The 24,759-nt window shown below is 61.4% G+C and carries 19 protein-coding genes; 13 read left to right on the forward strand and 6 right to left on the reverse strand.

Going from position 1 to position 24,759, the window contains the following annotated elements:
* Positions 1–43 precede the first annotated feature (43 nt).
* The 4 genes from ABFB52_RS00530 to purE all read right to left on the reverse strand — a co-directional run bounded on the left by ABFB52_RS00530 (position 44) and on the right by purE (position 2,627).
* Entirely contained in the window at positions 44–580 is a 537-nt protein-coding gene (locus tag ABFB52_RS00530; RefSeq protein ID WP_064379774.1) for a DUF3299 domain-containing protein, read from the reverse strand.
* A 103-nt stretch (positions 581–683) separates the two neighbouring features.
* Positions 684–929 (reverse strand): GlsB/YeaQ/YmgE family stress response membrane protein, encoded by a 246-nt coding sequence (locus ABFB52_RS00535; protein WP_003229635.1) that lies wholly within the window; start codon positions 927–929, stop codon positions 684–686.
* Between the two features lie 113 nt (positions 930–1,042).
* Positions 1,043–2,125: a 5-(carboxyamino)imidazole ribonucleotide synthase gene (locus ABFB52_RS00540; RefSeq protein ID WP_085747949.1), complete on the reverse strand. Its 1,083-nt coding sequence runs from the start codon at positions 2,123–2,125 to the stop codon at positions 1,043–1,045.
* Positions 2,126–2,135: 10 nt separating this feature from the next.
* Entirely contained in the window at positions 2,136–2,627 is a 492-nt protein-coding gene (purE, locus tag ABFB52_RS00545) for a 5-(carboxyamino)imidazole ribonucleotide mutase (RefSeq protein ID WP_007954291.1), read from the reverse strand.
* Between the two features lie 493 nt (positions 2,628–3,120).
* Between purE and ABFB52_RS00550 the strand changes: the two genes are divergently transcribed.
* Entirely contained in the window at positions 3,121–3,726 is a 606-nt protein-coding gene (locus ABFB52_RS00550) for a reprolysin-like metallopeptidase (protein WP_085747950.1), read from the forward strand.
* A gap of 34 nt (positions 3,727–3,760) precedes the next feature.
* On the forward strand, positions 3,761–4,348 hold the full coding sequence (locus ABFB52_RS00555) for a hypothetical protein (RefSeq protein WP_085747951.1): 588 nt from the start codon (positions 3,761–3,763) through the stop codon (positions 4,346–4,348).
* Positions 4,349–4,405: 57 nt separating this feature from the next.
* On the opposite strand, the gene ABFB52_RS00560 is transcribed toward ABFB52_RS00555, so the two are convergent.
* Positions 4,406–5,317, reverse strand: a complete 912-nt coding sequence (locus ABFB52_RS00560; RefSeq protein WP_085747952.1) for a LysR substrate-binding domain-containing protein — start codon at positions 5,315–5,317, stop codon at positions 4,406–4,408.
* A 180-nt stretch (positions 5,318–5,497) separates the two neighbouring features.
* Here ABFB52_RS00560 and aspA point away from each other — a divergent pair, with 180 nt between their 5' ends.
* The 7 genes from aspA (at position 5,498) to ABFB52_RS00595 (ending at position 17,991) form a co-directional block, all read left to right on the forward strand.
* The gene (gene aspA, locus ABFB52_RS00565) at positions 5,498–6,922 is read left to right on the forward strand and encodes an aspartate ammonia-lyase (protein ID WP_039765095.1); all 1,425 of its coding nucleotides are present in this window, start codon (positions 5,498–5,500) and stop codon (positions 6,920–6,922) included.
* 442 nt (positions 6,923–7,364) lie between these two features.
* Positions 7,365–8,810 (forward strand): alanine/glycine:cation symporter family protein, encoded by a 1,446-nt coding sequence (locus tag ABFB52_RS00570; RefSeq protein WP_085747953.1) that lies wholly within the window; start codon positions 7,365–7,367, stop codon positions 8,808–8,810.
* Between the two features lie 99 nt (positions 8,811–8,909).
* Positions 8,910–9,914, forward strand: coding sequence for an asparaginase (locus tag ABFB52_RS00575; RefSeq protein ID WP_129972440.1), 1,005 nt, complete (start codon positions 8,910–8,912; stop codon positions 9,912–9,914).
* A gap of 88 nt (positions 9,915–10,002) precedes the next feature.
* Positions 10,003–11,001, forward strand: coding sequence for an AraC family transcriptional regulator (locus ABFB52_RS00580; RefSeq protein ID WP_085747955.1), 999 nt, complete (start codon positions 10,003–10,005; stop codon positions 10,999–11,001).
* 132 nt (positions 11,002–11,133) lie between these two features.
* Positions 11,134–12,159 carry a histone deacetylase family protein gene (locus ABFB52_RS00585; protein WP_007954279.1) on the forward strand — a complete coding sequence of 342 codons (1,026 nt, stop codon included), beginning with the start codon at positions 11,134–11,136 and terminating at the stop codon, positions 12,157–12,159.
* On the forward strand, positions 12,156–13,259 hold the full coding sequence (locus tag ABFB52_RS00590) for a polyamine ABC transporter substrate-binding protein (RefSeq protein WP_129972441.1): 1,104 nt from the start codon (positions 12,156–12,158) through the stop codon (positions 13,257–13,259). Before ABFB52_RS00585 ends, ABFB52_RS00590 begins: the two co-directional genes overlap by 4 nt.
* Positions 13,207–17,991 carry a DUF6543 domain-containing protein gene (locus tag ABFB52_RS00595; protein ID WP_346836113.1) on the forward strand — a complete coding sequence of 1,595 codons (4,785 nt, stop codon included), beginning with the start codon at positions 13,207–13,209 and terminating at the stop codon, positions 17,989–17,991. Before ABFB52_RS00590 ends, ABFB52_RS00595 begins: the two co-directional genes overlap by 53 nt.
* Here the strand turns inward: ABFB52_RS00595 and ABFB52_RS00600 are convergent.
* Positions 17,988–19,541 (reverse strand): PLP-dependent aminotransferase family protein, encoded by a 1,554-nt coding sequence (locus tag ABFB52_RS00600; RefSeq protein WP_102688440.1) that lies wholly within the window; start codon positions 19,539–19,541, stop codon positions 17,988–17,990. The two genes, ABFB52_RS00595 and ABFB52_RS00600, sit on opposite strands and share 4 nt — an antisense overlap.
* A gap of 92 nt (positions 19,542–19,633) precedes the next feature.
* Between ABFB52_RS00600 and ABFB52_RS00605 the strand changes: the two genes are divergently transcribed.
* From ABFB52_RS00605 to ABFB52_RS00620, 4 genes are all read left to right on the forward strand, one after another.
* Positions 19,634–20,257: an FMN-binding negative transcriptional regulator gene (locus ABFB52_RS00605; protein WP_085747958.1), complete on the forward strand. Its 624-nt coding sequence runs from the start codon at positions 19,634–19,636 to the stop codon at positions 20,255–20,257.
* A 10-nt stretch (positions 20,258–20,267) separates the two neighbouring features.
* Positions 20,268–20,714: a GNAT family N-acetyltransferase gene (locus ABFB52_RS00610; protein WP_129972443.1), complete on the forward strand. Its 447-nt coding sequence runs from the start codon at positions 20,268–20,270 to the stop codon at positions 20,712–20,714.
* Between the two features lie 12 nt (positions 20,715–20,726).
* Complete coding sequence (locus ABFB52_RS00615) at positions 20,727–21,398, forward strand: GNAT family protein (RefSeq protein WP_102718384.1); 672 nt, start codon at positions 20,727–20,729, stop codon at positions 21,396–21,398.
* Between the two features lie 220 nt (positions 21,399–21,618).
* A complete protein-coding gene (locus tag ABFB52_RS00620; protein ID WP_129972444.1) occupies positions 21,619–24,576 on the forward strand; it encodes an autotransporter outer membrane beta-barrel domain-containing protein in 2,958 nt (985 codons plus the stop codon).
* The last annotated feature ends 183 nt before the right edge of the window (positions 24,577–24,759 follow it).

A 24,759-nucleotide genomic window follows, 5' to 3' on the forward strand; every position in this document is an offset into this window, starting at 1 on the left:
AAAAACGCAGCCCTGAGGCTGCGTTTTTTTTTGCGGCTCTGAATTACAGATCCGATTCCTGCACCACCCGCACCTTGTCCGCTTCCAGCGCGTACGCCGCATCGGCCAGGTCATTGCTGACCTTCTCGATCTTCAGCGTGCCGGTCACCCACAGCGGCGTGTAGATGTCATCCAGCTTCAAGCCTTTTGGATAACGCACCAGCACCAGTTGATTCGGTGGCGGTGGTGGTACGTGGATGCACGCGCCCGGGTACGGCACGAGGAAGAACAGTGTGCTGCGGCCCTTGGCGTCGGATTCCAGCGGCACCGGATAACCGCCGATGCGGATGTGCTTGTCGTTCATCGACGCCACGGTCTTGGTCGAATACATCACCGCCGGCAAACCTTTGGCCTGCTTCATCCCGCCTTTCTGGGTGAAGGTGCCGGTGGCTTCCGGGGAGTTGTGGTCGATTTCAGGCATGGCCTCGAGGGCTTTCTGGTCCGACTTGGGCATCAGTTCCAGCCAGTCGGTTTCCGGCAGTTCGCCGGCGTGGGCCAGACCGCTGCCCAGCAAAAGGAGAGTCAACAGAAGACGGCGCATGAAGGTGCTCGGTAAAGGATGCTCGAAAAGGGAGGGGACGCTGAATCGCCGAGCATTTTAGCCCTCCCCGCCGGATTGGCGGAGAGGACTTTGTCGCTTTGAATCAGTTCTTTTTGATCAGGCCGTAGATCACCAGCAGCACGATCGCGCCAACCAGCGCGCCGATGAAGCCGGCGCCCTGACCCGCCTGATAGATGCCCAGGGCCTGGCCGCCGTAAGTGGCTGCCAGCGAACCGCCGATACCGAGCAGGATGGTCATGATCCAGCCCATGCTGTCATCGCCCGGTTTCAGGAACCGCGCCAGCAAGCCGACGATGAGGCCGATAAAGATGGTTCCGATAATTCCCATGGCATTTCCCTCTGAATGGTAGATATGCGATGAAGCCTAGCCAGACTTTCGCATCCTGCCATCAGAGAACGGCGGCCCCGCAATGGTTCCGCCGCTGCCGGATGAAACTGTCGTTACTCGGCGATCAGCGCTTCGACCTTGAGGATTTGCTGCTCGAGGGTCGCCTTGTCCTTGCAGCGCAGGTTGGCGTGACCGACCTTGCGCCCGGCCTTGAAGGCCTTGCCGTAGTGATGCAGGTGGCAATCGTCGATGGCGATAACCTTCTCGACCGGCGGAACAACGCCGATGAAGTTGAGCATCGCGCTCTCGCCGACCTTGGCGGTCGAACCCAGCGGCAGACCGGCAACGGCCCGCAGGTGGTTTTCGAACTGGCTGCACTCGGCGCCTTCGGTGGTCCAGTGCCCGGAGTTGTGCACGCGCGGGGCAATTTCGTTGGCCTTGAGGCCACCGTCGACTTCAAAGAACTCGAACGCCATCACGCCGACGTAGTTCAGCTGCTTGAGGACGCGGCTGGAGTAGTCTTCAGCCAGGGCCTGCAGCGGGTGATCGGAACTGGCAACCGACAGCTTGAGAATGCCGCTGTCATGGGTGTTGTGCACCAGTGGATAGAACTTCGTCTCGCCATCGCGGGCGCGCACGGCGATCAGCGACACTTCGCCGGTGAATGGCACGAAGCCTTCCAGCAGGCAAGGCACGCTGCCCAGCTCGGCGAACGTACCGACCACGTCTTCCGGCTTGCGCAGGACTTTCTGACCCTTGCCGTCGTAACCCAGGGTGCGGGTTTTCAGCACAGCAGGCAGGCCGATCGAAGCGACGGCGGCGTCCAGGTCGGCTTGCGACTGGATGTCGGCGAACGCCGGGGTCGGAATCCCCAGGTCCTTGAACATGCTCTTTTCGAACCAGCGGTCGCGAGCGATGCGCAGGGCTTCGGCACTCGGGTAGACCGGCACGAATTGCGAAAGGAACGCCACGGTTTCCGCCGGGACGCTTTCGAACTCGAAGGTCACCAGATCGACTTCATCGGCCAACTGGCGCAGGTGATCCTGATCGCCGTAATCGGCCCGCAGGTGTTCGCCCAACGCGGCGGCGCAAGCGTCCGGCGCAGGGTCGAGGAAAGCGAAGTTCATGCCCAGCGGGGTGCCCGCCAGGGCCAACATGCGACCCAACTGGCCGCCACCGATTACACCGATCTTCATCTCAACAACCTCAGGCAATACGTGGGTCTGGATTGTCCAGGACGCTGTCTGTCTGCTCGGCACGGAAGGTTTTCAGTACCGCGTGGAATTGTGGATGCTTGGCGCCCAGGATGCTCGCCGACAGCAGGGCTGCGTTGATCGCACCGGCCTTGCCGATGGCCAGGGTGGCAACCGGAATACCGGCCGGCATCTGCACGATCGACAGCAGCGAATCGACGCCCGAGAGCATCGCCGACTGGACCGGAACACCCAGCACCGGCAGGTGGGTCTTGGCCGCACACATGCCTGGCAGGTGGGCTGCGCCACCGGCACCGGCGATGATCACCTCGATGCCGCGGCCTTCAGCCTCTTCGGCGTACTGGAACAGCAGATCCGGGGTGCGGTGGGCGGAAACCACCTTGACCTCGTAAGGGATGCCGAGCTTTTCCAGCATATCGGCGGTGTGGCTAAGGGTGGACCAATCGGACTTGGAGCCCATGATCACGCCAACCAGTGCACTCATCGTCGCGCCTCTTCTCTCTGGGCGCCCGCAGGCGCGTCAAAAACAACAAGCCACGCAGGATGCGTGGCTTGTTGTAGGAAAAATGGCCGGACGAACCGGCCGAAGGCCGCGCAGTATACCGCAAAGAAAGCAATAAACAGCCCCCGTGGCGACCATCTGTCATCTGCACCGAACCACTCATTTTACTGACTCGAAAATCAAGAACAGCGCCTCTGCCGTTCAAACGAAATACATAGCGATCAAGTTATATCGGGAACGCACTTAACTCACTGCGGCATCCATGTAATAAAATTCAAAACACTCCTGAGCGTCATAACTCATCGCGCATGGTATATAAACAATCACCCACAACTTACTGACGCAACCAATCACCACAACCGGCAATATCAATATCAACCAGAAATACCCACTACCGTTATACCTCTTGCAATACATCGCAAGCTGGGCGCATTGCTAAAACCCGCAATAACTCAAACATTAAAAGGATTTAAACATGCTAAAGGAACCAATAGCACTACAAGTTTTCATCCACGAAGACCTGTCGGATTACACTAAGGAAGATCTATACAAAAGGCACTTCTCCTGGCTTGCAGCGGAGATCGAGAGCATTACCGGCCGCAAAATGCTGATTCGACTGATCGAACCATCAGAAGCAAGGGGCCTGAGCAGTCATCCGTATCAAAACTTGAACGAACGTGCCTCACTGAGCGCTTGGAAAACCAAGGTCGACAAGTATCGAAACACTAATCTTGACCTGCGCTTGATCAAGTTCCTGTTACTGACGCGCAACTCTATAAACAGCCGTACACGGGGAATTGCCGAACTCCCGGGTTACGTGGGTATCGCCTCGACAGAAAAAGTCAGCACGGCCGCTCACGAAGTAGGGCACATGTTCGGTGCAACACATGAAGACGCCGAAATTCTCTACAACGGATGGTGGAGCGAAACGGTCATGTCGAGTGATGAGTTCTCTCCACTGCGAAGCAACGCCGACCGTTTCAGTGATAAAAATCGAGAAAACATTCGTAAGTACCTGAGCACAAAAGTTGTAACAGGCCCAGTGCAATCGACCCTGCGTCCCGAGGAAGACTGGGACTGAGGCAAGGCATGCCGAACTTAAAAAGGAATTACAGATGACCATTGTTAACAAGAAACGAGACATCAATATCTTCGCCGTCGTTCACGACGATATTCCGGCGACGACAACCACGAGTATTTACGCCGAGCACTTCCAGCCTTTTGTAAAAGAGCTGGAAAGCTTTATCGATCGAAAATTCAATGTTGTCTTTGGCAGGGGCGCCCCCTACAGCCAGTTCAACTACAAAGGTGATGACCCGCTACGGACCTTGAAAAGTTGGGAAATACTGGGCCGCCAATACCTGGAGCTGGCCAAGGCCGAAGGCTTCGAGACTGGCCCGCTGGATCAGGTCGTTCTGCTGACTAAAGAAAACCTGAATGAGAGGACTGGGGGGGCTGCACTGCTATGGCCTCCACTCAATACCGGAAACTTTGCAATCTCTTCTCTCGGCAGCCGGATCACTGTGGGTCATGAAGTCGGTCACTTGCTGGGCGCCCGACATGAAGATTCGGAAATTCAATACAACGGCTGGTGGTGTGAAACGTACATGACCCCACAACCCCATCCACTCAGATCCATTTGTTACAGTTTCAGCCAGAAAAACCGGGAAAACATACAAAACCATTTGGCCAGCAAAGGCTGACCGTTCGCCTGGAGACTCGGCAGAGGCGAAAACAAAGTTCGCCTCTGCTTCCATCACTCAGCTATTGCCACTCGCCGCGCCGCCCTCCAACTTGCGCCACAACAACCGCACATTGGCCTTGCGCACCAGCGCGCATCTGTACAGACGAATCTCCAGCGGCACATGCCACTGCGCGCCGCCGCAGACCACCAGTTCGCCCCGCGCCAGCTCGGCCCGCACGCTCAGCTGCGGTACCCAGGCAATGCCGAGGCCTTCCAGCGCCATGCTTTTCAGGCTGTCGGCCATGGCGGTTTCATAGATCGTGGTGAAGCGCAGCTGACGCTGACGCAGCAAGCCGTTCACGGAGCGTCCGAGAAACGCCCCGGCGCTGTACGCCAGTAACGGCACACTGCCCTCGCCTTCCAGATCGAACAGCGGCTTGCCATTGGCATCCGCCGCACATACCGGAAGCATTTCGGTCTGGCCCAGGTGCAGCGACGGGAAGATCTCCGGGTCCATCTGCATCGCCGCGTCCGGGTCGTAGAACGCCAGCATCAGATCGCAGCCACCTTCACGCAGCGCGTGCACCGCGTCGCCAACGTTGGTCGCCACCAGCCGGGTAGCGATGTTCAGGCCTTCGTTGCGCAATTGCGCGATCCAGCGCGGAAAGAAACCCAGCGCCAGCGAGTGCGCCGCCGCGACCTGGATCACTTCGCCCTGCCCGCCTTCCAGATGATGAAGATGGCGCAGCACTTCACCGAGCTGTTCGACCACGGTGCGCGCGGTCACCAGGAACAGTTGCCCCGCCGCCGTCAGCTCGATTGGCGTGCGCGAGCGGTTGACCAGCGTCAGGCCCAGCGCCGCTTCCAGGCTGCGGATCCGCCGACTGAAAGCCGGCTGGGTCACGAAGCGCCGTTCGGCCGCCTGCGAGAAGCTGCGGGTGGCAGCCAGAGCACTGAAGTCCTCGAGCCATTTGCTTTCCAGATTCATCACGTCCTCCCGGACACGCACCAAAACAGGTCACACGTCTGCCGCGCACGCGGCGTCACACGGGCATTATGCCGAATGTGCATAGGGCAGTGTTTAACAGCATTGGCCCAAAAATTCCCACAAGCCTAGCATTCGCAGCGTTCCGGCACAGACCGGGTCCATATCGAGATGATTTCTATCATGTCCTCCGCTGCATCATTCCGCACAGAAAACGACCTGCTTGGCACCCTCGAAGTCCCTGCTCAAGCGTATTACGGCATCCAGACCCTGCGAGCGGTGAATAACTTCCGCCTCTCGGGCGTTCCGATTTCGCACTACCCGAAGTTGGTTGTCGGTCTGGCGATGGTCAAACAGGCTGCCGCTGACGCCAACCGCGAGCTGGGTCACCTGAGCGAAGCCAAGCACGCTGCCATCAGCGAAGCCTGTGCCCGTCTGATCCGCGGCGATTTCCACGAAGAGTTCGTGGTCGACATGATTCAAGGTGGCGCCGGTACCTCCACCAACATGAACGCCAACGAAGTGATCGCCAACATTGCTCTTGAAGCGATGGGTCACCAGAAAGGCGAGTACCAGTACCTGCACCCGAACGACGACGTGAACATGGCGCAGTCGACCAACGACGCCTACCCGACCGCGATCCGTCTGGGTCTGCTGCTGGGTCACGACGCGCTGCTGGCCAGCCTCGACAGCCTGATTCAGGCGTTCGCGGCCAAGGGTGAAGAATTCAACCACGTCCTGAAGATGGGTCGTACCCAGCTGCAAGACGCCGTACCGATGACCCTGGGTCAGGAATTCCGTGCTTTCGCCACCACCATGGGCGAAGACTTGGCCCGTCTGAAGACGCTGGCCCCGGAACTGCTGACCGAAGTGAACCTGGGCGGCACCGCGATCGGCACCGGCATCAACGCCGACCCGCGCTACCAGGCCCTGGCCGTACAGCGTCTGGCGCTGATCAGCGGTCAACCGCTGGTTCCAGCCGCCGACCTGATCGAAGCCACTTCCGACATGGGCGCCTTCGTGCTGTTCTCCGGCATGCTCAAGCGCACCGCAGTCAAGCTGTCGAAGATCTGCAACGACCTGCGCCTGCTGTCCAGCGGACCGCGTACCGGCATCAACGAAATCAACCTGCCGGCGCGTCAGCCAGGCAGCTCGATCATGCCAGGCAAGGTCAACCCGGTGATCCCGGAAGCCGTGAACCAGGTTGCTTTCCAGGTCATCGGTAACGATCTGGCGCTGACCATGGCAGCCGAAGGCGGCCAACTGCAACTGAACGTGATGGAGCCGCTGATCGCCTTCAAGATCCTCGACTCGATCCGCCTGCTGCAACGCGCCATGGACATGCTGCGCGAGCACTGCATCGTCGGCATCACCGCCAACGAAGCGCGCTGCCGTGAACTGGTCGAACACTCGATCGGTCTGGTCACCGCACTGAACCCGTACATCGGCTACAAAAACGCCACCCGCATCGCCCGTATCGCCCTTGAAAGCGGCCGCGGCGTGCTGGAACTGGTGCGCGAAGAAGGTCTGCTCGACGAAGCCATGCTCGCCGACATCCTGCGCCCGGAAAACATGATTGCTCCGCGCCTGGTGCCTCTGAAGGCCTGATCCGACGCGTTACTTGTAGCACCGCTCACCAGGTCGAGGGACTAGACACCTCTCACCTTTTGAGGGCTTGGGGAGCATTCCCCGAGCCCTTTTTTTTAACTGTTTGAACCTGAGAACCGTATGTATGGAAGCTGGCTGCAAACCGGCTCCCAGACAAGCCCGACGCCGGTAACGTCGGGTGTTTCAAAGCTTCGTTTCGTCGCTTGCACCACAACCGTGCAGACGGGCGCCGCACTGATCGGTATAGTGCCGCCCCTCTTCGCGTGAGCGGTCGTCGGTAACGAGGCCATAACCCATGCGAAACCCGAACTAATAACAAACCCGCGATATGGATCCGGGACGAAACCCTCGCCTCGCCCGTTGTGCCGCACGCACACCGGTGTAACGCGATGTTTCCGACCATCCAGCATTTGCTTACACAATAAACAGCGAGGAAAAATCCATGCTCGAAGTCATCAACGACTTCCTCTCAGGGAAAGTACTGATCGTGCTCATTGTCGGGCTCGGTAGCTACTTCACGATTCGCTCGCGTTTCGTTCAATTGCGCCACTTCTTCCACATGTTCGCGGTGTTCCGCGACAGCCTCAAAGGCAGCGCCGGGCAACTCAGCTCGTTCCAGGCCCTGATGCTCAGCCTCGCCGGCCGCGTCGGTGCAGGCAACATCGCCGGTGTCGGCATCGCCGTGACTCTCGGTGGTCCGGGTGCGGTGTTCTGGATGTGGGTGACCGCTTTGGTCGGCATGTCCAGCAGCTTCTTCGAATGTACGCTGGCCCAGGTCTACAAGCGCGCCGATGGCGATGGCCTGTACCGTGGCGGTCCGGCTTACTACATCCAGCACGGCCTGAAACTCAAAGGCATGGCGGTGGTGTTCTCGATTCTGCTGCTGGTCACTTACGGATTCGCCTTCATCGGCCTGCAGTCCTACACCGTGACCCACTCGCTGCAAAACGCCTTTGCCTTTGATCCGCAACACACCGGTATCGTCCTGGCAGTGCTGCTGGCCATTACCTTCATCGGTGGCATCAAGCGCATCGCTTCGGTGTCCGACCTGCTGGTACCGATCAAGACCCTGGCCTACATCGGCGTGACCCTGTACGTGATCGGCACCCAGATCGAACACGTACCAGCCATGCTGGAAACCATCTTCAAGAGCGCCTTCGGTCTCGACCCGGCCTTCGGCGGCCTGCTCGGCAGCGCAATCGTGATGGGCGTGAAACGTGGCGTGTTCGCCAACGAAGCGGGCCTGGGCAGTGCGCCGAACGTCGCCGCCGTGGCCGCCGTGAAGCATCCTGGCGCTCAAGGCGTGGTTCAGGCGTTCAGCGTGTTCCTCGACACCTTCGTGATCTGCACCTGCACCGCGCTGCTGATCCTGCTGTCGGGCTTCTACACCCCGGGCTTCGAAGGTGACGGCATCGTCCTGACCCAGAACTCGCTGGCCGCCGTGGTGGGTGACTGGGGCCGCATGTTCGTCAGCGTCGCGCTGTCGCTGTTCGTCTTCACTTGCATCCTCTACAACTACTACCTGGGCGAAAACAGCCTGCAGTTCCTCACCCGCAACCGCGCGGCGCTGATGACGTTCCGCGGCCTGGTGCTGGCGCTGGTGGTCTGGGGTTCGATGCAGGATCTGTCGACCGTGTTCGCCTTCGCCGACATCACCATGACCTGCCTGGCCTTCGTCAACCTGGTGGCCCTGGCCATGCTGTTCAAGGTCGGCATGCGCGTGATGCGCGACTACGATGCGCAGCGTCGCGCCGGCGTCGACCAGCCGGTGTTCGACTCCAGCAAGTTCAGCGACCTGGATCTGGACCTGAAGGCCTGGCCTGCCAATCCGTCGGCCGACACCCAGGCCGACGCTCAGCCGCAAGGCATCCCTGCAGCGCAACGCTGATCGGGTAAAAACCGGGCGCAGGTCTTGCGCCCGGCGTGACACAGGCGGCGGTCGGCGTCATGCTCGACCGCATGCTGTCCTCGTTCAGGAGAACTCCCCATGAATTCCTCGACCTACCCTGCCGCCCAGCACGTCATGGTGCTGTACACCGGCGGCACCATCGGCATGCAGGCCAGCGCCAATGGCCTGGCCCCGGCGTCCGGTTTCGAAGCGCGGATGCGCGACTACCTGCACAGCCAGCCTGAGCTGGTCGTACCGCAGTGGCGCTTTCGCGAGATGTCGCCGCTGATCGACAGCGCCAACATGACCCCGGCCTACTGGCAGCAACTGCGTGAAGCCGTCGTCGATGCCGTCGATGTGCAAGGTTGCGACAGCGTGCTGATCCTGCACGGCACCGACACCCTGGCCTACAGCGCCGCCGCCATGAGCTTCCAGTTGCTCGGCCTGCATGCCCGCGTGTGCTTCACCGGTTCGATGCTGCCGGCCGGCGTCACCGACAGCGACGCCTGGGAAAACCTCAGCGGCGCACTGGTCGCCCTCGGCCACGGCCTGGCGCCGGGCGTGCATCTGTATTTCCACGGCGAACTGCTGGCGCCGACCCGTTGCGCGAAAGTGCGCAGCTTCGGCCGTCATCCGTTCAAACGCCTGGAGCGTCAGGGCGGCGGCTTGAAGGCCACGTCCCTGCCGGCAGCGCTGAACTACAACCAGCCCAAGCAACTGGCCAAGGTGGCGGTATTGCCGCTGTTCCCGGGCATCGGCGCCGAGATCATCGACGGCCTGCTCGACAGCGGCATTCAGGGTCTGGTGCTGGAGTGCTACGGCAGCGGCACCGGGCCAAGCGACAACCCGCAATTCCTCGCCAGCCTTGGTCGGGCGCGGGACAACGGCGTAGTCGTGGTTGCGGTCACGCAGTGCCATGAAGGCGGTGTTGAGCTGGATGTCTACGAAGCGGGCAGCCGCTTGCGTGGCGTTGGCGTGCTGTCCGGTGGCGGCATGACCCGCGAAGCAGCGTTCGGCAAGTTGAACGGATTGCTTGGCGCGGGTCTTGAGACAGCTGAAGTGCGGCGACTGGTCGAACTCGACTTGTGCGGCGAGCTCATCTGATCGCAACAAGCTGTGGGAGCACCTCTGCTCCCACAGCCCGGCATGCAACTTGCTGCCGTTTCCAGCATCCCAAGGCTGGAAGTTCGCGATGCTCCACTCCCACCTCACCACCCTCAACGCCGTCTCCCTGGTGCTCAACACCTTCAGGGATCAGGGCCTGTCCAGCGAAGCGCTGCTGGCCGGCAGCGGCATCAGCGCGGCGGATCTGAGCCGGGCCGACACCCGCATCACCACCAATCAGGAGATGCAGGTCTGCGCCAACGCGGTCGCGCTCAAACACGACATCGGTCTGGAGCTGGGCCGGCGCATGCATGTTTCCTGCTACGGCATCCTCGGTTACGCGCTGCTGACCTGTGCCACCTTCGGTGACGCTTTGCGCCTGGCGATCCGTTATCCGGCGCTGCTGGGAACACTTTTCGAGCTGAGCCTGGAAGATGACGGCGAGCGCGTCTGGTTTGTCGCCGCCGATTATCGCGAGAGCCCGGCGATGGCGGTGTTCAACGCGGAGTTCTGTCTGGTGTCGCTGAAAGTCATCTGCGACGACCTGCTCGGCCATCCGTTGCCATTGCTGGCTGCCCGCTTCGAACACAGCGCGCCAGACTATCGCGACAGCTATTCCGAACACTTCAAGGCGCCCCTGCACTTCGGCGCCAAGGACAACGCCTTCGCCTTCGACCGGCGCTGGCTCGATCAGCCGCTGCCGCTGGCCGACATCATCACCCACCAGGCGATGGCCGAACGCTGCCGCAAGCAGAACACCGAGTTCACCGGCCGCCAGGCGTGGTTGGGGCGGATCCGCCAGTTGCTCAGTGCGCAACTCAATGCCGCACCGGGGCTGGAAGGTCTGGCGCAACAGATGAACTGCTCGCCGCGCACGCTGCGCCGACACCTGAAGGACATGGGTTGCAGCTATCAGGAGCTGCTCGACGAACTGCGTTTCGAGCGGGCCAAGCAGATGCTTTGCGAGGATCAGTTGCCGATCTACCGCATCGCCGAAACCCTCGGCTTCAGCGAGACCGCTAGCTTCCGCCACGCCTTCGTGCGCTGGAGCGGCGTGGCGCCGAGTCAGTTCCGACCACACGGTTAAACCGTCGAGGGGCGATATCAGGTCAGTATTTTTGGCCACATCGATCCCCTTTTGGCCTCTCTGGCCGTTCTCCGATTCGGCCCACGCCGCAACACTGGAGCCAACCGAATCAGCCCCTGCGGAGAACAACAAATGCTGACGATCTACTCTGACGATCACCACCTGCACCATGGCCGCTGCGAATTGATCGACGGGCAGCTCAAGCCTTGCTTCGAGATGCCGTCACGCGCCGACCACGTGCTGCAACGGGTGAAAAACCAAAACCTCGGCCCGGTCGAGGCGCCGAAGGATTTCGGCCTCGGGCCGATCGAGCGCATCCACAGCCGCGATTACCTGGACTTCTTCAAAGGTGCCTGGGCGCGCTGGACCGAATTCAACACCGACGGCGACTTGCTGCCCTACACCTGGCCGGCGCGCACCTTGCGTCAGGTCAAACCGACCAGTCTGCACGGCCAGCTCGGTTATTACAGCTTCGACGGCGGCGCGCCGATCACCGCCGGCACCTGGCAAGCGGCGTACAGCGCGGCGCAAGTAGCGCTGACCGCACAAGCGGAAATCCAGCGTGGCGCCCGTGGTGCCTTCGCCCTGTGCCGTCCACCGGGACACCACGCTGCCGGTGATTTGATGGGCGGTTATTGCTACCTCAACAACGCCGCCATCGCTGCGCAGGCGTTCCTCGATCAGGGCCACAAGAAGGTCGCGATCCTCGACGTCGACTACCACCACGGCAACGGCACCCAATCGATTTTCTACGAGCGCAGTGACGTGCTGTTCACCTCGATCCACGGCCATCCGGAAGCGGAATTCCCGTTCTTCCTCGGCTACGAAGACGAACGCGGCGAAGGCGCCGGTGAAGGCTTCAACTTCAACTATCCACTGCCGGCCGGTTCCGGTTGGGATGTCTGGAGTGCAGCGCTGGATCAGGCCTGCCAGGAGATTGACAACTACGGTGCCGACATCATCGTCGTGTCGCTGGGCGTCGACACCTTCAAGGACGACCCGATCTCGCAATTCAAACTCGACAGCCCGGATTACCTGGCGATGGGCAAACGCATCGCGGCGCTCGGCAAACCGACCCTGTTCGTCATGGAAGGTGGCTACGCGGTGGAAGAAATCGGCATCAACGCGGTGAACGTGCTCGAAGGTTTCGAACAATGAGCAGACTCAAGCACTTCATCGCGCCGGCGTTGTGCGCGGCGCTGCTGAGCAGCGGCGGCGCTCATGCGGAAGAACGTACCCTGCGCGTCTACAACTGGTTCGACTACATCACTCCCAAGGCACTGGAAGATTTCAAGGCGCAGAACAGCCAGACCAAACTGGTCTACGACATCTTCGACACCAACGAAGCGCTGGAGGCCAAGCTGCTGACCGGCAACTCCGGCTATGACGTGGTAGTGCCGTCCAACGTGTTCCTCGCCAAGCAGATCGAGGCCGGGGTGTTCCAGCCGCTGGATCGCAGCCAGTTGCCGAACTGGAACCACCTCGACCCGAAACTGATGAAGCTGATCGAAGCCAACGATCCGGGCAACCAGTTCGCCGTGCCGTACATGTACGGCACCATCCTGATCGGCTTCAACCCGGCCAAGGTCAAGGCCGCGCTGGGTAACAACGCGCCGGTGGACAGCTGGGACCTGATCTTCAAGGAAGAGAACATCAGCAAGCTCAAGCAGTGCGGCGTGGCCCTGCTCGACTCGCCATCGGAGATTCTGCCGCTGGCCCTGCAACACCTCGGTCTGGATCCCAACAGCAAGAACCCGGCGGACTACGCCAAGGCTGAAGCGCTGCTGATGAAGATTCGTCCGTACGTGACCTACTTCCATTCGTCCAAGTACATGGCCGACATCGCCAACGGCGACATCTGCGTTGCCGTCGGCTATTCGGGCAGCTTCTCGCAAGCGGCCAACCGCGCCAAGGAAGCGAAAAATGGCGTGGTGGTGGACATGCGTCTGCCGAAAGAAGGCGCGCCGATCTGGTTCGACATGCTTGCCATCCCGAAAGGTGCGAAGAATCCGCAGGATGCCTACACCTTCATCAACTACCTGCTGCAACCGCAGGTGATTGCGCCGGTCAGCGATTTTGTCGGTTATCCGAACCCGAACAAGGACGCCACCGAACTTGTCGACCCGGCGATTCGCAACAACCCGAATCTGTACCCGACCGATGCGGCGATGAACACGCTCTACACCCTGCAACCGTTGCCGCGTGATGCGGAACGGGCGCGCACCCGGGCCTGGACCAAGATCAAGTCCGGCACCTGAAGCGCTGCAACCCGACCAGACCCGCAGCCGCGGGTCTTTTTTTTGCCTGCAAGATCTATGTACCGCATCGCAGCGCGGCCAGGATTTTAGTGTCCGATTTTTCCCCGTGGACATGAACATGACTGAACCTGCCGCCGCCCCAGACGTTTCCCCTCCTTTGCTGAAACAGAGCCGGCTGGTCGAACTGACCGGCCAGGGCTACTCGCTGCATCAAGTCGCCTCGACGTTGTTGCGCGAAGGACTGAACAAAAGCTATCCCGACCAACACATCGATCCGGATCACTGCATGCTCGCGACACCTCTGCGCGAGGCCGACACCTCAGAGAACACCGCCAGGGTCTTCGCCTTCGAGTCGCTGACCCATGCCTTCATCCAGCACTGCCTGCACAAGACCACAGCCGATTACATCGAAGGCGAGCACTTCCTGACCCGAACACCCAACGCAGTTCCTCCCACTCTTCTGCCGGTGAGCATGGACGACATCACTGCGCTGGTGAACGACCTCGCACCTTTTCTGTTCCTCGAATATCAGCAGCGTCAGCTCGATTACTGGAACGAGTCCGCCAATGGCCAGCCACGCTGGCAAGAGCTGTCCGATCAGTTGTGCTCGGCGGCAAATGTGCAGTCGGCCAGCGGCTGGGACGCCGACGAATGCGCATTCGCACGATTTGTCGCGCAGCATCCGGACCGGAGTGAGCGCTCGACCGCAGCCAACGATTTCGTCGGACTGAAAGCCTGCCTGATGGACATCGAACTGGTCGACGGTGAGGACAGCACACACCTGCTTGTCGCCGGCGCTCTCGTGCTGACCGCCACCGTCAAAAAACGAAACCGGATCCTGATGTACACCGTTGCCGATGGCTATGAATCATTCGACTCGCTGACCGCGCTGGGAGAAACATTGCCGCAGCGACTCGATCCCCGGCTGTCCGATCGCTCCTTGAAATGGCGCCTGATCGAGCCCGAAGGAAACATCTTCGATGCCGTCGCCCAGGCGCAGATCAGCAACCAGCTCGGCGCGATCGAGGCACTGGATCCCGCCAGCCGGTCGATCAGTGCCCACGCCGGTTCCGGCCGCCAGCGCCGCAGTCGATTCAGCCCACTTGAGCGGGCTCGGCTCGACCAGCTGGAAGAGGCCATTCCCGACTGGTTGCTCGATGGGTCGGCGCATGACCTGCAGGACTACAGTCGCTACGTTGCCGAGCTCGGCACGTTGCGCAACGAAGCCGGGAATGGCGCGTTCAGGGAAGACGACATTCCCCTGATCAAACCCTACGCCGAACGCCGGATGCGTGAAGCGATCATTGCCGACGAAAGCGCTGAAGGCGCCGCCGACCTGCCTCTGGAACAGCTGCGAATCACGGTGACGAACAGCCTCGAAACCGGCGGCTTCACGCTGCCCAATCCATTTGATCAGGTACACGAAACCCTGGGTGAATTTGCCCTGCAAAACGCCACGCCCTACCAGGCCACGATCGCCTTCGACGATGGCCGAGCCGTACCTGGCTGGTTGACGGTGGATTTTCTGACCGCCGTCGCGGAAAAGGTCGACATCGGTGGTCACTATCCGCAACTGATCAAACGCGCGCTGATCGATGACCCGATCCGTTCGACCGCGCACCGGACTCGCTATCTGCGCCAGCTGCCGACGCTTCTGCCGATGCTCGCGCTGGAGTGCAAACTCAGACGCCAGGGTGCAATCGATGAGCGTGGCTATACCTATGTCTGCCAGTTGATGGATGCCATCAACCGCAAACTGCCGGCGGCCGAACATCCGGTGACCATCCGGCCTCTGGCGTTCGTCCCGCGCCGCCGCTTGAGCCGGCGCTCGGATGTGGTCGCCAACATGTTCATCATTTGTCCGCGAGATCACGCACACGGTCCCTGTCTTTTGTACCGACCGCTGCTGGACACCCCATTGATGCAGTTCGCTTCGTTGCAGAACCTGATGTATGCGCTGTATCAGGCGGGCGAACTGCGCAATTCGGTACTCGCCTGGATGGGCAGCGCGGCCCTGAGTTTCGAGTACTCGCAATACGCCTTCCCGGTGGGTCTGCCCTCGCCGTGGATCGTCACTCAACTGGCCACGGAACCGTTCATGCATCTGGACCTGACCGGCCCGATCGAACTGGAAAATGCGCCGCTCGACGGCGACATCCTCGCTGCGCTGTACGCGGCGAACAGTCAGGCACTGGTCGAGCTTGCGAACCGTCAGTCACAGTCCAACCGTGAGCGTCGCTGGGCACTTCTGGCGGACAGCGGCTGGGCCATTTTCAGCGTCGCCGCAAATTTCATGAGCGGCGCAGCCGGCACCGCTGTCTGGGTCTGGCAGACCATCACGCAGATCCAGCAGGCGATTGATGCCCATGAACGCGACGACAATCTGGTGGCCTGGCAATCCACCGCCGATGTTCTGCTCACCCTCGGCATCATCATGACTCAGCACGCCGTGGTACGACGCAACCGCTCCTGGTCGCCGCGCCGGAGTAAATCGTACGAGTTCGAGCAAGGGACGCCGGAGAGCGTGGCGTCCGCGAGAACGCCGCAACCTGCGCCAGCGGTCGCGCCATCCGTCGTCCTCGATCCGCTGGTTGTCACCGGCGAAGTCCCTGCCGATCATTTCACTCAACTCGAACAGGGGACGCTGTTGCGACCTGGCACCAGCGCACGCTTCATCGCGATGCTCGACCGTTTCAGCATCGCCGCACCTGACTTGAGCGGCAAACGAGCCTCGTCGGTCACTCACCTCTACACCCTCGACGGCAAGACGTGCGTCCAGGTCGGCATGCGCTGGTTTGAAGTGATCGCCCGGCCAGGCGAGCCGGTTCACATCGTTGACCCGGCCGACCCACAGCGTATCGGCATGGCCCTGAAATACGACGAGACGGCCGGACAATGGCACTGGGACCCGAAACTGCGCTTGCGCGGCGGCATGCCGAGAAGCCGGATCGAGGCATTCCGTCGATCCAAAAAACAGATCATGGATGCAGCGTGGACTGAGCTGGAACAATTTGAAGCAGGCGAAACCGAAGCGAAAACACTGCTGCTGCGAGCACTGGTCGCCCTTCCACGGGATATCAGCGAAGCTGGATTCGAGCACTCCGCATCCATTTATCTGGACCGCGCCACGAAGCTGGGCAATGACTACACCAAGGCCCTGGACCAACTCGAGATCTGGCGCGAGGCAGGGGGCGGCGGCTCGGTACACCAGGCCAGACTGATGAGCCTTACTCTGGGTCAGCACCGCTGTTTTGGCTCGTGGCTGCGAGTGAAGATGCGGACTTATGCCAAGACCACGCAAATATTCGTTGACAGCGCAATCAACCAGACAGCGATACCGCGAAACAAGCAGATCGAAATAGCCACCGTCGCCACCGCGATGAGCGACGAAATGATTGCCACCCTGCAGACCCTGGATCGTTCGCTGCACGTCTTGAACAGCCACTCGGCCAAGGCCAGAGAAGTGGCCACACGACTGGAATTGCTGCTGCCAGACTTCAGCCCGCTCGATCTCAAGGCCAATGAAATCGGCATGTCCTATGAACGCTGTGTCGTGGATCAACCGGGGGCCGCCATGAATGCCGCCCGTATTGCCATCGGGATCATTACGGCTGCTGCCGCCGACGCCAGCCATGAGCTGATCCTGTTGAGCAAAACAGCGGTGACCGCAGACGGACAGCCAGCGCGTCTCGAACGCCTGTCGCAATGGAACGACCTCTTCGCCAGCCTCGGTGAACGCGTCGAACAGCTGCCTGCCGACCATCCCGGCCAGTTCGTCCAGGACAGACTCGACAGGGTTCGCGAGCTGATCGGCGAGTTCCACCTGCTGGCTCGCAATCGACTGACCACGGAACTGCCTGAACCTGAGGAACGACCGGCACCCGTCAAGTCCAGACCGCAGCCCTCCACATCGCAGTCCAAAGTGAAGGTCTCCAAGAGCCGCCCCCGCCCAGAGGTGGACGAGCAGGCTTCCACTGCCCCGGAGGGCGACTCCAGCGCAGAGGTCCCGTTCGTCAAACTGTCCACTCGACGACCTGACCCGAAGATGCCCAAGGATGACGAGGACCTTCTTTCATCGGCCATCCAGCTTGAAGCGGACATCGACCGATTCAACAGGAAGACCCGCGAGGATGCCAAGCGACCAGGGCGCATTCCCGCCGACATCCGCGACATGTTCGAACAGCAAGTCGAGCGGCTCAAGCAAGCGGCCAATGACGTCGAAAGCGCTATCACCCGAAGAAAAAACGCCAGGAAGGATCCGTGGCCCGTCACCTCCCTCATCCCGAACCTGCGCGCGGGTGCCATCCGCACACAGGCCGAAGGCATAGCGGTCTATGCGACCATGCTTAAACACCGCAAACCTCGGGAAACCTATTTCCACTGGATGCACGACAACGGGCAGGTCAAGGTCAGCAAAGACCCTCGCGGGCGCATTCGTACCCGTTATCGCGGGGACTACTTTCAGGAGTATCGGATTCTCGACAGGAACAACGCTGACAAGCCGCTGTGGGTGGCGCACTTCCACTACGACCAGCTCGGGGATGCAGATGAGCTGTACACCACCGCCCACCTGAAACCGGCCGATGCCTATCTGCAGACGCTCGATGACAAAACGCGGCAGGCACTCAGCACCTTCGATGCCGTCGACAATGCACTACGGCGCATCGTCGATCCGCAGGTACGCGATCTGTTCCTGAAATCGCAGCCGCAGGCTCAACCGAAAGACGCTTAAGGGCGCCAGACTTCACGCAGACGGGCCAGAGCCGACTCGATCGCCGGCTCCGGCACCGCCGCAAAACCCAGCACCAGACCGGCGCGCTGATCGATCGGGGTCGTCGAGTCAGGCAGCCAATACTTGCTCAGGCCGTGGACTTCCACTTCCACGCTGGCGGCCTGCTCGATCAGCTGTTGTTCGCGGGCCACGCTGTCGACCGCCACGGTGAGATGCAGTCCCGCTGACACCGCCGGCAGCTCACCCACGCCCGCCAATCCTTGCGGCCAACCGTTGATGAGGGCGTTACGCCGACTGAGGGCTGCCCGACGCATCCGCCGGATGTGCCGCTGGAAATGCCCGGCCGCCATGAATTCGGCCATCACCGCTTGAGTGCTCACTTCGGAATGCCGGACATCCACCGCGCGCCGCTGCGCAAAGGCCTCGACCAGCCCCGGCGGCAACACCAGATAACCCAGGCGCAGCGCCGGGAACGCGACCTTGCCGAAAGTGCCGACGTACAACACGCGACCCTGGCGATCGAGCGCAGCCAGCGGTGCCAATGGCGCGCCGGTGTAGCGATATTCGCCGTCGTAGTCGTCCTCGACGATCCAGCCGCCGGTGCGCTCGGCCCAGGCCAGCAGTTCCAGACGTCGCGCCAGGCTCATCACCACACCGGTCGGGTATTGATGAGACGGCGTGACATAAGCCACCCGGCAATCTTCGGCGGCCGCCAGTGCCGCGCAGTCGATGCCCTCTTCGTCCACGGCAATACCGTGCAATCGACCGCCGGCCAAGGCGAACGCATGACCCGCTGCGCGATAGCCGGGATTCTCGATGCCCACCCCTGCGCCCGGCTCCACCAGCAACTGTGCACAAAGGCTGATTCCCTGTTGCGCGCCACTGGTGATCACAATTTGCTCAGCCGAGCACTGCATGCCGCGCGAACTGCGCAAATAAGCGGCGATCAGACCGCGCAGGCGCGCATCGCCCGCCGGGTCGCCGTAACACAGTTGCTGCAAATCGGGTTTGCGCCAGAACGCCGCGTTCAGCTTGGCCCAGACGTCGAACGGAAACAGATCAAACGCCGGAACACCGACCCGGAATGCTCGCGGCGGACCGCTCGGTGGCGTCGGTAAATGGTTCTGCTCAAGCCGCTGCAATGCACCACTGTGGATAACTTTGCTGGATAAATCCCCAGTGGAATTGACCGAAATTGTGGATAAGGTTGTGGGTAAGCCTGTTGAAAACCCTGTGGATACTTTTGTGGATAATTTTTTCGCGGGCGCCACCGATTGCGGTAACTGCGCCACATAAGTGCCGTCCCCGACCCGGCCTTCAATGAAACCTTCGGCATACAGCTGATCGTAGGCGCGCACCACGCTGTTGCGGGAAATCCCCAGCGCCGCTGCCAGATCGCGGCTGGCCGGCAGGCGCGTGCCGCTGGCCAGACGTCCGTCGAGCACCCGCAGGCGCAAGGCCTGATAGAGCTGACGGCTCAGCCCTTTGCGGCGGTCGAGCTCGATACCGGCAGGGTTGAACGGCAGTGACAGCGTGGTCGAATCGGGCATGACAATGGACCTATGAAATTGGTCATCAATGGCTCTTACAACAGACCAATAGCCTGCCTACGATGCAGCCATTCGCCAAGGAAATTATCTCCATGTACACGCCCCGCGCCTTTGCCATCGACGACTTGTCCCAACTGCACGAACTGATCCTCGCCACCCGCCTCGCCATCCTGGTGACCCACGGTGAACAAGGCTTGCAAGCCAGTCATGTGCCGGTGTTGCTGCATCGCGAACAAGGTCCGAACGGCACGCTGTACGGGCATCTGGCCAAGGCCAATCCGCAGTGGAAAGACCTGCGCGACGGCGCCGAGGCCCTGCTGATTTTCCCCGGTGCCGATGCCTACGTCAGCCCGGGCTTTTACCCGAGCAAGGCCGAGCACGGCAAAGTCGTGCCGACCTGGAACTACGTTGCCGTGCACGCCTACGGTCACGCCGAAACCTTCAGCGACGGTGGTCGCCTGCTGGACATCGTCAGCACCCTCACCAACCGCCATGAGGCCGGCCGCGCCCAGCCCTGGTCGGTTGACGATGCCCCGGCCGATTACATCGACGGCATGCTCAAGGCCATCGTCGGGTTCGCCATTCCGATCGATCGCCTCGAAGGCAAGCGCAAGCTCAGCCAGAACCGCAGCGCCGAAGACATCGCCGGCGTGCGCGAAGGCCTGGCTGCCAGCTCCGACATCAACGATCAAACCCTCGCTCACTTGATGCGTTAAGGAAATCACCATGAGTCAGATCGACATCCGTCCGGTCAGCGCCGCCGATCACGCCGCCTGGCTGCCGCTGTGGCAGGCCTACCTGCGCTTCTACAACACTGAATTGCCGGACGCCGTCAGCGAGAGCACCTGGCAGCGCTTTCTCGACCCGAACGAACCGACCCACGCCGCCCTCGCCTGGGCCGACGGCAAAGCGGTGGGCATGGTGCATTTCATCTACCATCGTTCGAACTGGAGCATCGAAAACTCCTGCTACCTGCAAGACCTGCTGGTGGAGCCGCAAACCCGTGGCACCGGCGTCGGTCGCCTGCTGATCGAACACGTTTACGCCACGGCCAAGGCTGACGGCTGCTGCAAGGTGCACTGGCTGACCCACGAAACCAACGCCACAGCGATTCAGCTCTACGAGCGCATCGCCGAGCGCCCGGGTTTCATCCAGTTTCGCAAAGCCATTTAAGGAGCCACGCGCATGACGATTTCTCTCGCTGACTGGAAAGGCGTGCCGCCACCCTCCACCACCCTGATCGAAGGCCGCTTCATCCGCCTGGAAAAACTCGACCCGGCACGCCACGGCGACGACCTGTTCAATGCCCTGCAAGGCCCCGGCGCCGACCCGAAACTCTGGGACTATTTGCCCTACGGCCCGTTTCCGGAGCGCAGCGCCTTCAATGACTGGCTAAACAATCACGCCGCCCACAGAGATCCGTATTTCTTCAGCGTCATCGACCGCGCCAGCGGCCAGGTGCAAGGCATCCTCAGCCTGATGTCGATCGTCCCGGCCCAGGGCCGCATCGAAATCGGCCACGTCACCTTCGGCGCCCCGATGCAGCGCTCGCCGAAAAGCACCGAGGCGGTCTACCTGCTGGCCAAAGAATCCTTCGCCCTCGGCTACCGCCGCCTCGAATGGAAATGCAACAACGGCAACGCCCGTTCCAAATACGCGGCCGAGCGTTTGGGCTTCAGCTTCGAAGGTGTGTTTCGCCAGCACATGGTTGTGAAAGGCCAGAACCGCGACACCGCGTGGTACTCGATTCTGGACTCGGAATGGCCGGCGATTGCGGCGGGGTTCGAGCGCTGGTTGAGCGATGAGAATCAGACGGCGGATGGGCAGGTGAAGGGGTTGGTTGAGTGCCGCGGTTGAACCAGTGAACGTAAAAGAGCGCAGCCTGTGTCATCTCGTTCAAGCGATGTCCAAGGCTGCGATTTCGACTCTTCGCCACCGTCGGATCTGCAATGAATTGCAGATGAACGTCCAAATCTGAGGCCTGAACTGCAAAAGAATGCACATAGTCCGTACATCATTCTGTAAAAACCCTCCGCTATACAGGACGCCCCGCTTATAACAAAAGGACGCCCGCCCCATGCCCTTCCCGCCCCAGCGCCTGTCGTTTGCCATTGCCCTGCTGATCGCCGCCAGCGCCGCCCACGGCAAGACCGTGCAAATCGACACCGCCACGACTGCATCGCAGACATTGGGTGGCAGCGACACGCTGACAATTTCGGCGCCGGGCAGCATCACCAACAGCGGCAAGGCGGTAAGCCTCAAGGACGGCACCAGCGGTGTCGGCGTGATCATCGACAACGCCGGCAAGATCATTTCTACCGGTGGCCGTGCCATCGACAGCAGCGGCGACCTGACCCAGGCGCGAAACTACGCCATCTATAACCGCAGCGGCGGGCAGATTCTCGGCTCCAACGACGCGATTCGCATCGACAGCAACTTCGTCAGCGGCAGCCTGCTGATCGACAACAGCGGCACCATTCGCTCGACCACAGGCCAAGGCCTGGATCTGGATGCGTTGCGCAGCGACGGGGTCAAAACCACGATCATCAACCGCGCGGGCGGGCTGATTCGTGGCGACGCCAGCGACGGCATGAAAACCGGCGCCAACGCGACCATCAGCAACTACGGCGAGATCTCCACCGGTGACTCGCACAACGCCGACCAGAAGTTCGACGGCATCGATATCGACACCGCGACCGGTGTCAGCGTGACCAACTACGGCGTGATTTCGGGCGGGCGCCATGGCATCACCACCGACCTGGGAGCGACGCTGGTCAACTACGGGCAAATCACCGGGCGCAACGGCTCCGGTTTCGGTTCCGATGGCGACGGCACGGTGATCAACCACGGCACCATCACTGGCGCCTATTCCGGGTTGCAAGCCAATGGCGACGGTGACGGCGTGGACATCGACAAGATTGCCCACATCGAAAACTACGGCACCATTCAGGGCGTCGGCGCCGGTGGTGTGGACAAGGGTGGCTTCGCCAATGGCAGTGAAGGCATTGCGCTGGGCGGCGGCTATATCCTCAACGCCATGGATGCGCTGATCAGCGGCGCCAACAGCGCAATTCTGGTGGACGACGGCAGCGGTGGTTCTGGGCTGGCGGCCACCACGCTGGAGAACTTCGGCACCATCCAGGGCCTCGACGGTTTCGGGGTGAAATTCGTCGGTGAGTTCGCCGACAACGTGATCAACGGTGGCACCGTCAGCGGAAGTAACGGGCTGGCGCTGGATCTGGGCGGCGGCAATGACAGCCTGACCCTGCGCAACGGCAGCCGCTTTGTCGGCGTGGTCGATGGCGGCAGCGGTTATGACCGCGTGGTGATGGACGATGCGGCGGGCGGCAGCTTCGGTGCGAGCCGCAACCTTGAATGGCTGGAAGTCAAACAAGGTGCCTGGACGCTCACCGGCAGCGGCGACTTCAGCGACGGTGGTGCCGTGCGCAACGGCGCCACGCTGATCAACCAGGGCGGTATCGCCGGCAACCTGACCGTGGACGTCGGTGGTGTGTATGCGGGTGGCGGTTCGGTAGGCAACCTCAACGTCAATGGCACGTTGCGCACCGACACCCGCCTCGGCACCGCGGCCATCGTGCACGACTTGAACATGGGCAGCGCATCCACCCTCGCTTATGGCGTCAATGCCGATGGCAGCAGCGCGCCGGTCCAGGTCGGCGGCACGGCCAACCTCAACGGCGCAACGCTGGCGGTCAATCCCGGCAGCGGCACTTATCCGTGGCAGAGCCATTACACAGTGCTGCAGGCAGCGCGGGTCAACGGCACGTTCGGCGCGGTCACCAGCGACTACGCGTTCCTCACGCCGACCCTCGCTTACACGCCAACGCAGGTCGACCTGACTTACACCCGCAATGACGTGGCGTTCAATGAATTCGCCGCCACCGGCAACGGCAGCAATGCCGCCAACAGCCTGGCCTCGATCGGCAAGAACAATGCGCTGTACAACGCCTTGCTCAACACCACGCAATCCAGCGCGGGCGCAGCCATCGAGCAACTGGCCGGCGCCAGCAACGCCAACCTGACCAGCGCCACCCTCGGCGCCAGCAGCCAGGTCGGCAGCAGCATGCTCTCGGCGATGCAGCAAATGGGTGGCAGCCCAGGCTTGATGGTCGGCCTCGATCAGCGTGATACGCCGATCCTCGCCGCCAACGGCGTACCGTCCGAAGCACGAAACCTGAACGATCCGAACGCCCGGGGCCGGCTCTGGCTGCAGGCCATTGGCGGCTACGGCAAGCTGGATGGCGAACACGGCAGCAGCGGTCTGGAACAACGCACCAAGGGCAGCGTGCTCGGTGCCGACTGGGCACTGAATCCACAATGGCGTCTGGGCGTGCTCGGCGGCTATTCGAAGACTGACCTGGACGCCACCGGCTTCGACGGCAATGTCGAGAGCTGGCACGCCGGCGTTTATGCGCTGCATCAAAACGGTCCGATCGCCTTGCGCTTGGGCGCGGCGTACAGCGGTCATCAGGGCGAAAGCAAACGCACCATCGCGTTCAATGGTTTCAGCGATCGCCCCAAGGGTGATTACGACGCCGACAGCCAGCAAGCGTTCGCCGAACTCGGCTACGCCATGGGCAGCGGCCGACTCAGCGCCGAACCGTTCGCCAGCCTCGGCTACCAGCGCTATCACCGCGACCGCTATCAGGAAAAGGGTGGCGCCGCGGCCTTGCAGGTCGACAGTCAGACCCAGGACAACTTCAGCAGCACCTTCGGCCTGCGCTTGGCGCACCTCAGCTCGCTGGACAATGGCATGAGCCTGACCCCGCGGATGGCCGCCGGCTGGAAGCACACCTACGGCGATGTCAGCAGCTCGACCCGTCAGGCATTTGTGGTCGGTGGCACGGCGTTCAGCGTCGATGGCAGCTCGCTGGATCGCGACAGCCTCGTACTCGAAGCAGGGCTGGATCTTGGCATTTCCGCGCGGCATACGCTGGGGCTGGGATACAGCGGCGAGATTGGTAGCAACAGCCGTAATCACGGGTTGATCGGGCAGTGGCAGATGAGTTTTTGAGATTTCGCCAATCCGGATTTCAGCGGGAGTTGTAGGTAAAGGCGTCTGGTCGATCGGGTAATCATGGCGGGTTCATTACCTGCCAGCGCCCGGGCTACAAAAGCAGACGCCATCACCTGCATCCGACTCGGAATTGCCCGGCATCGGTGGACCGGCATCGACTTTTACAGTTTGGCCTCATTT

This window comes from Pseudomonas sp. 9.2(2024) (genome assembly GCF_039695385.1).
In the GTDB taxonomy this organism is placed as follows: domain Bacteria; phylum Pseudomonadota; class Gammaproteobacteria; order Pseudomonadales; family Pseudomonadaceae; genus Aquipseudomonas; species Aquipseudomonas paraglycinae.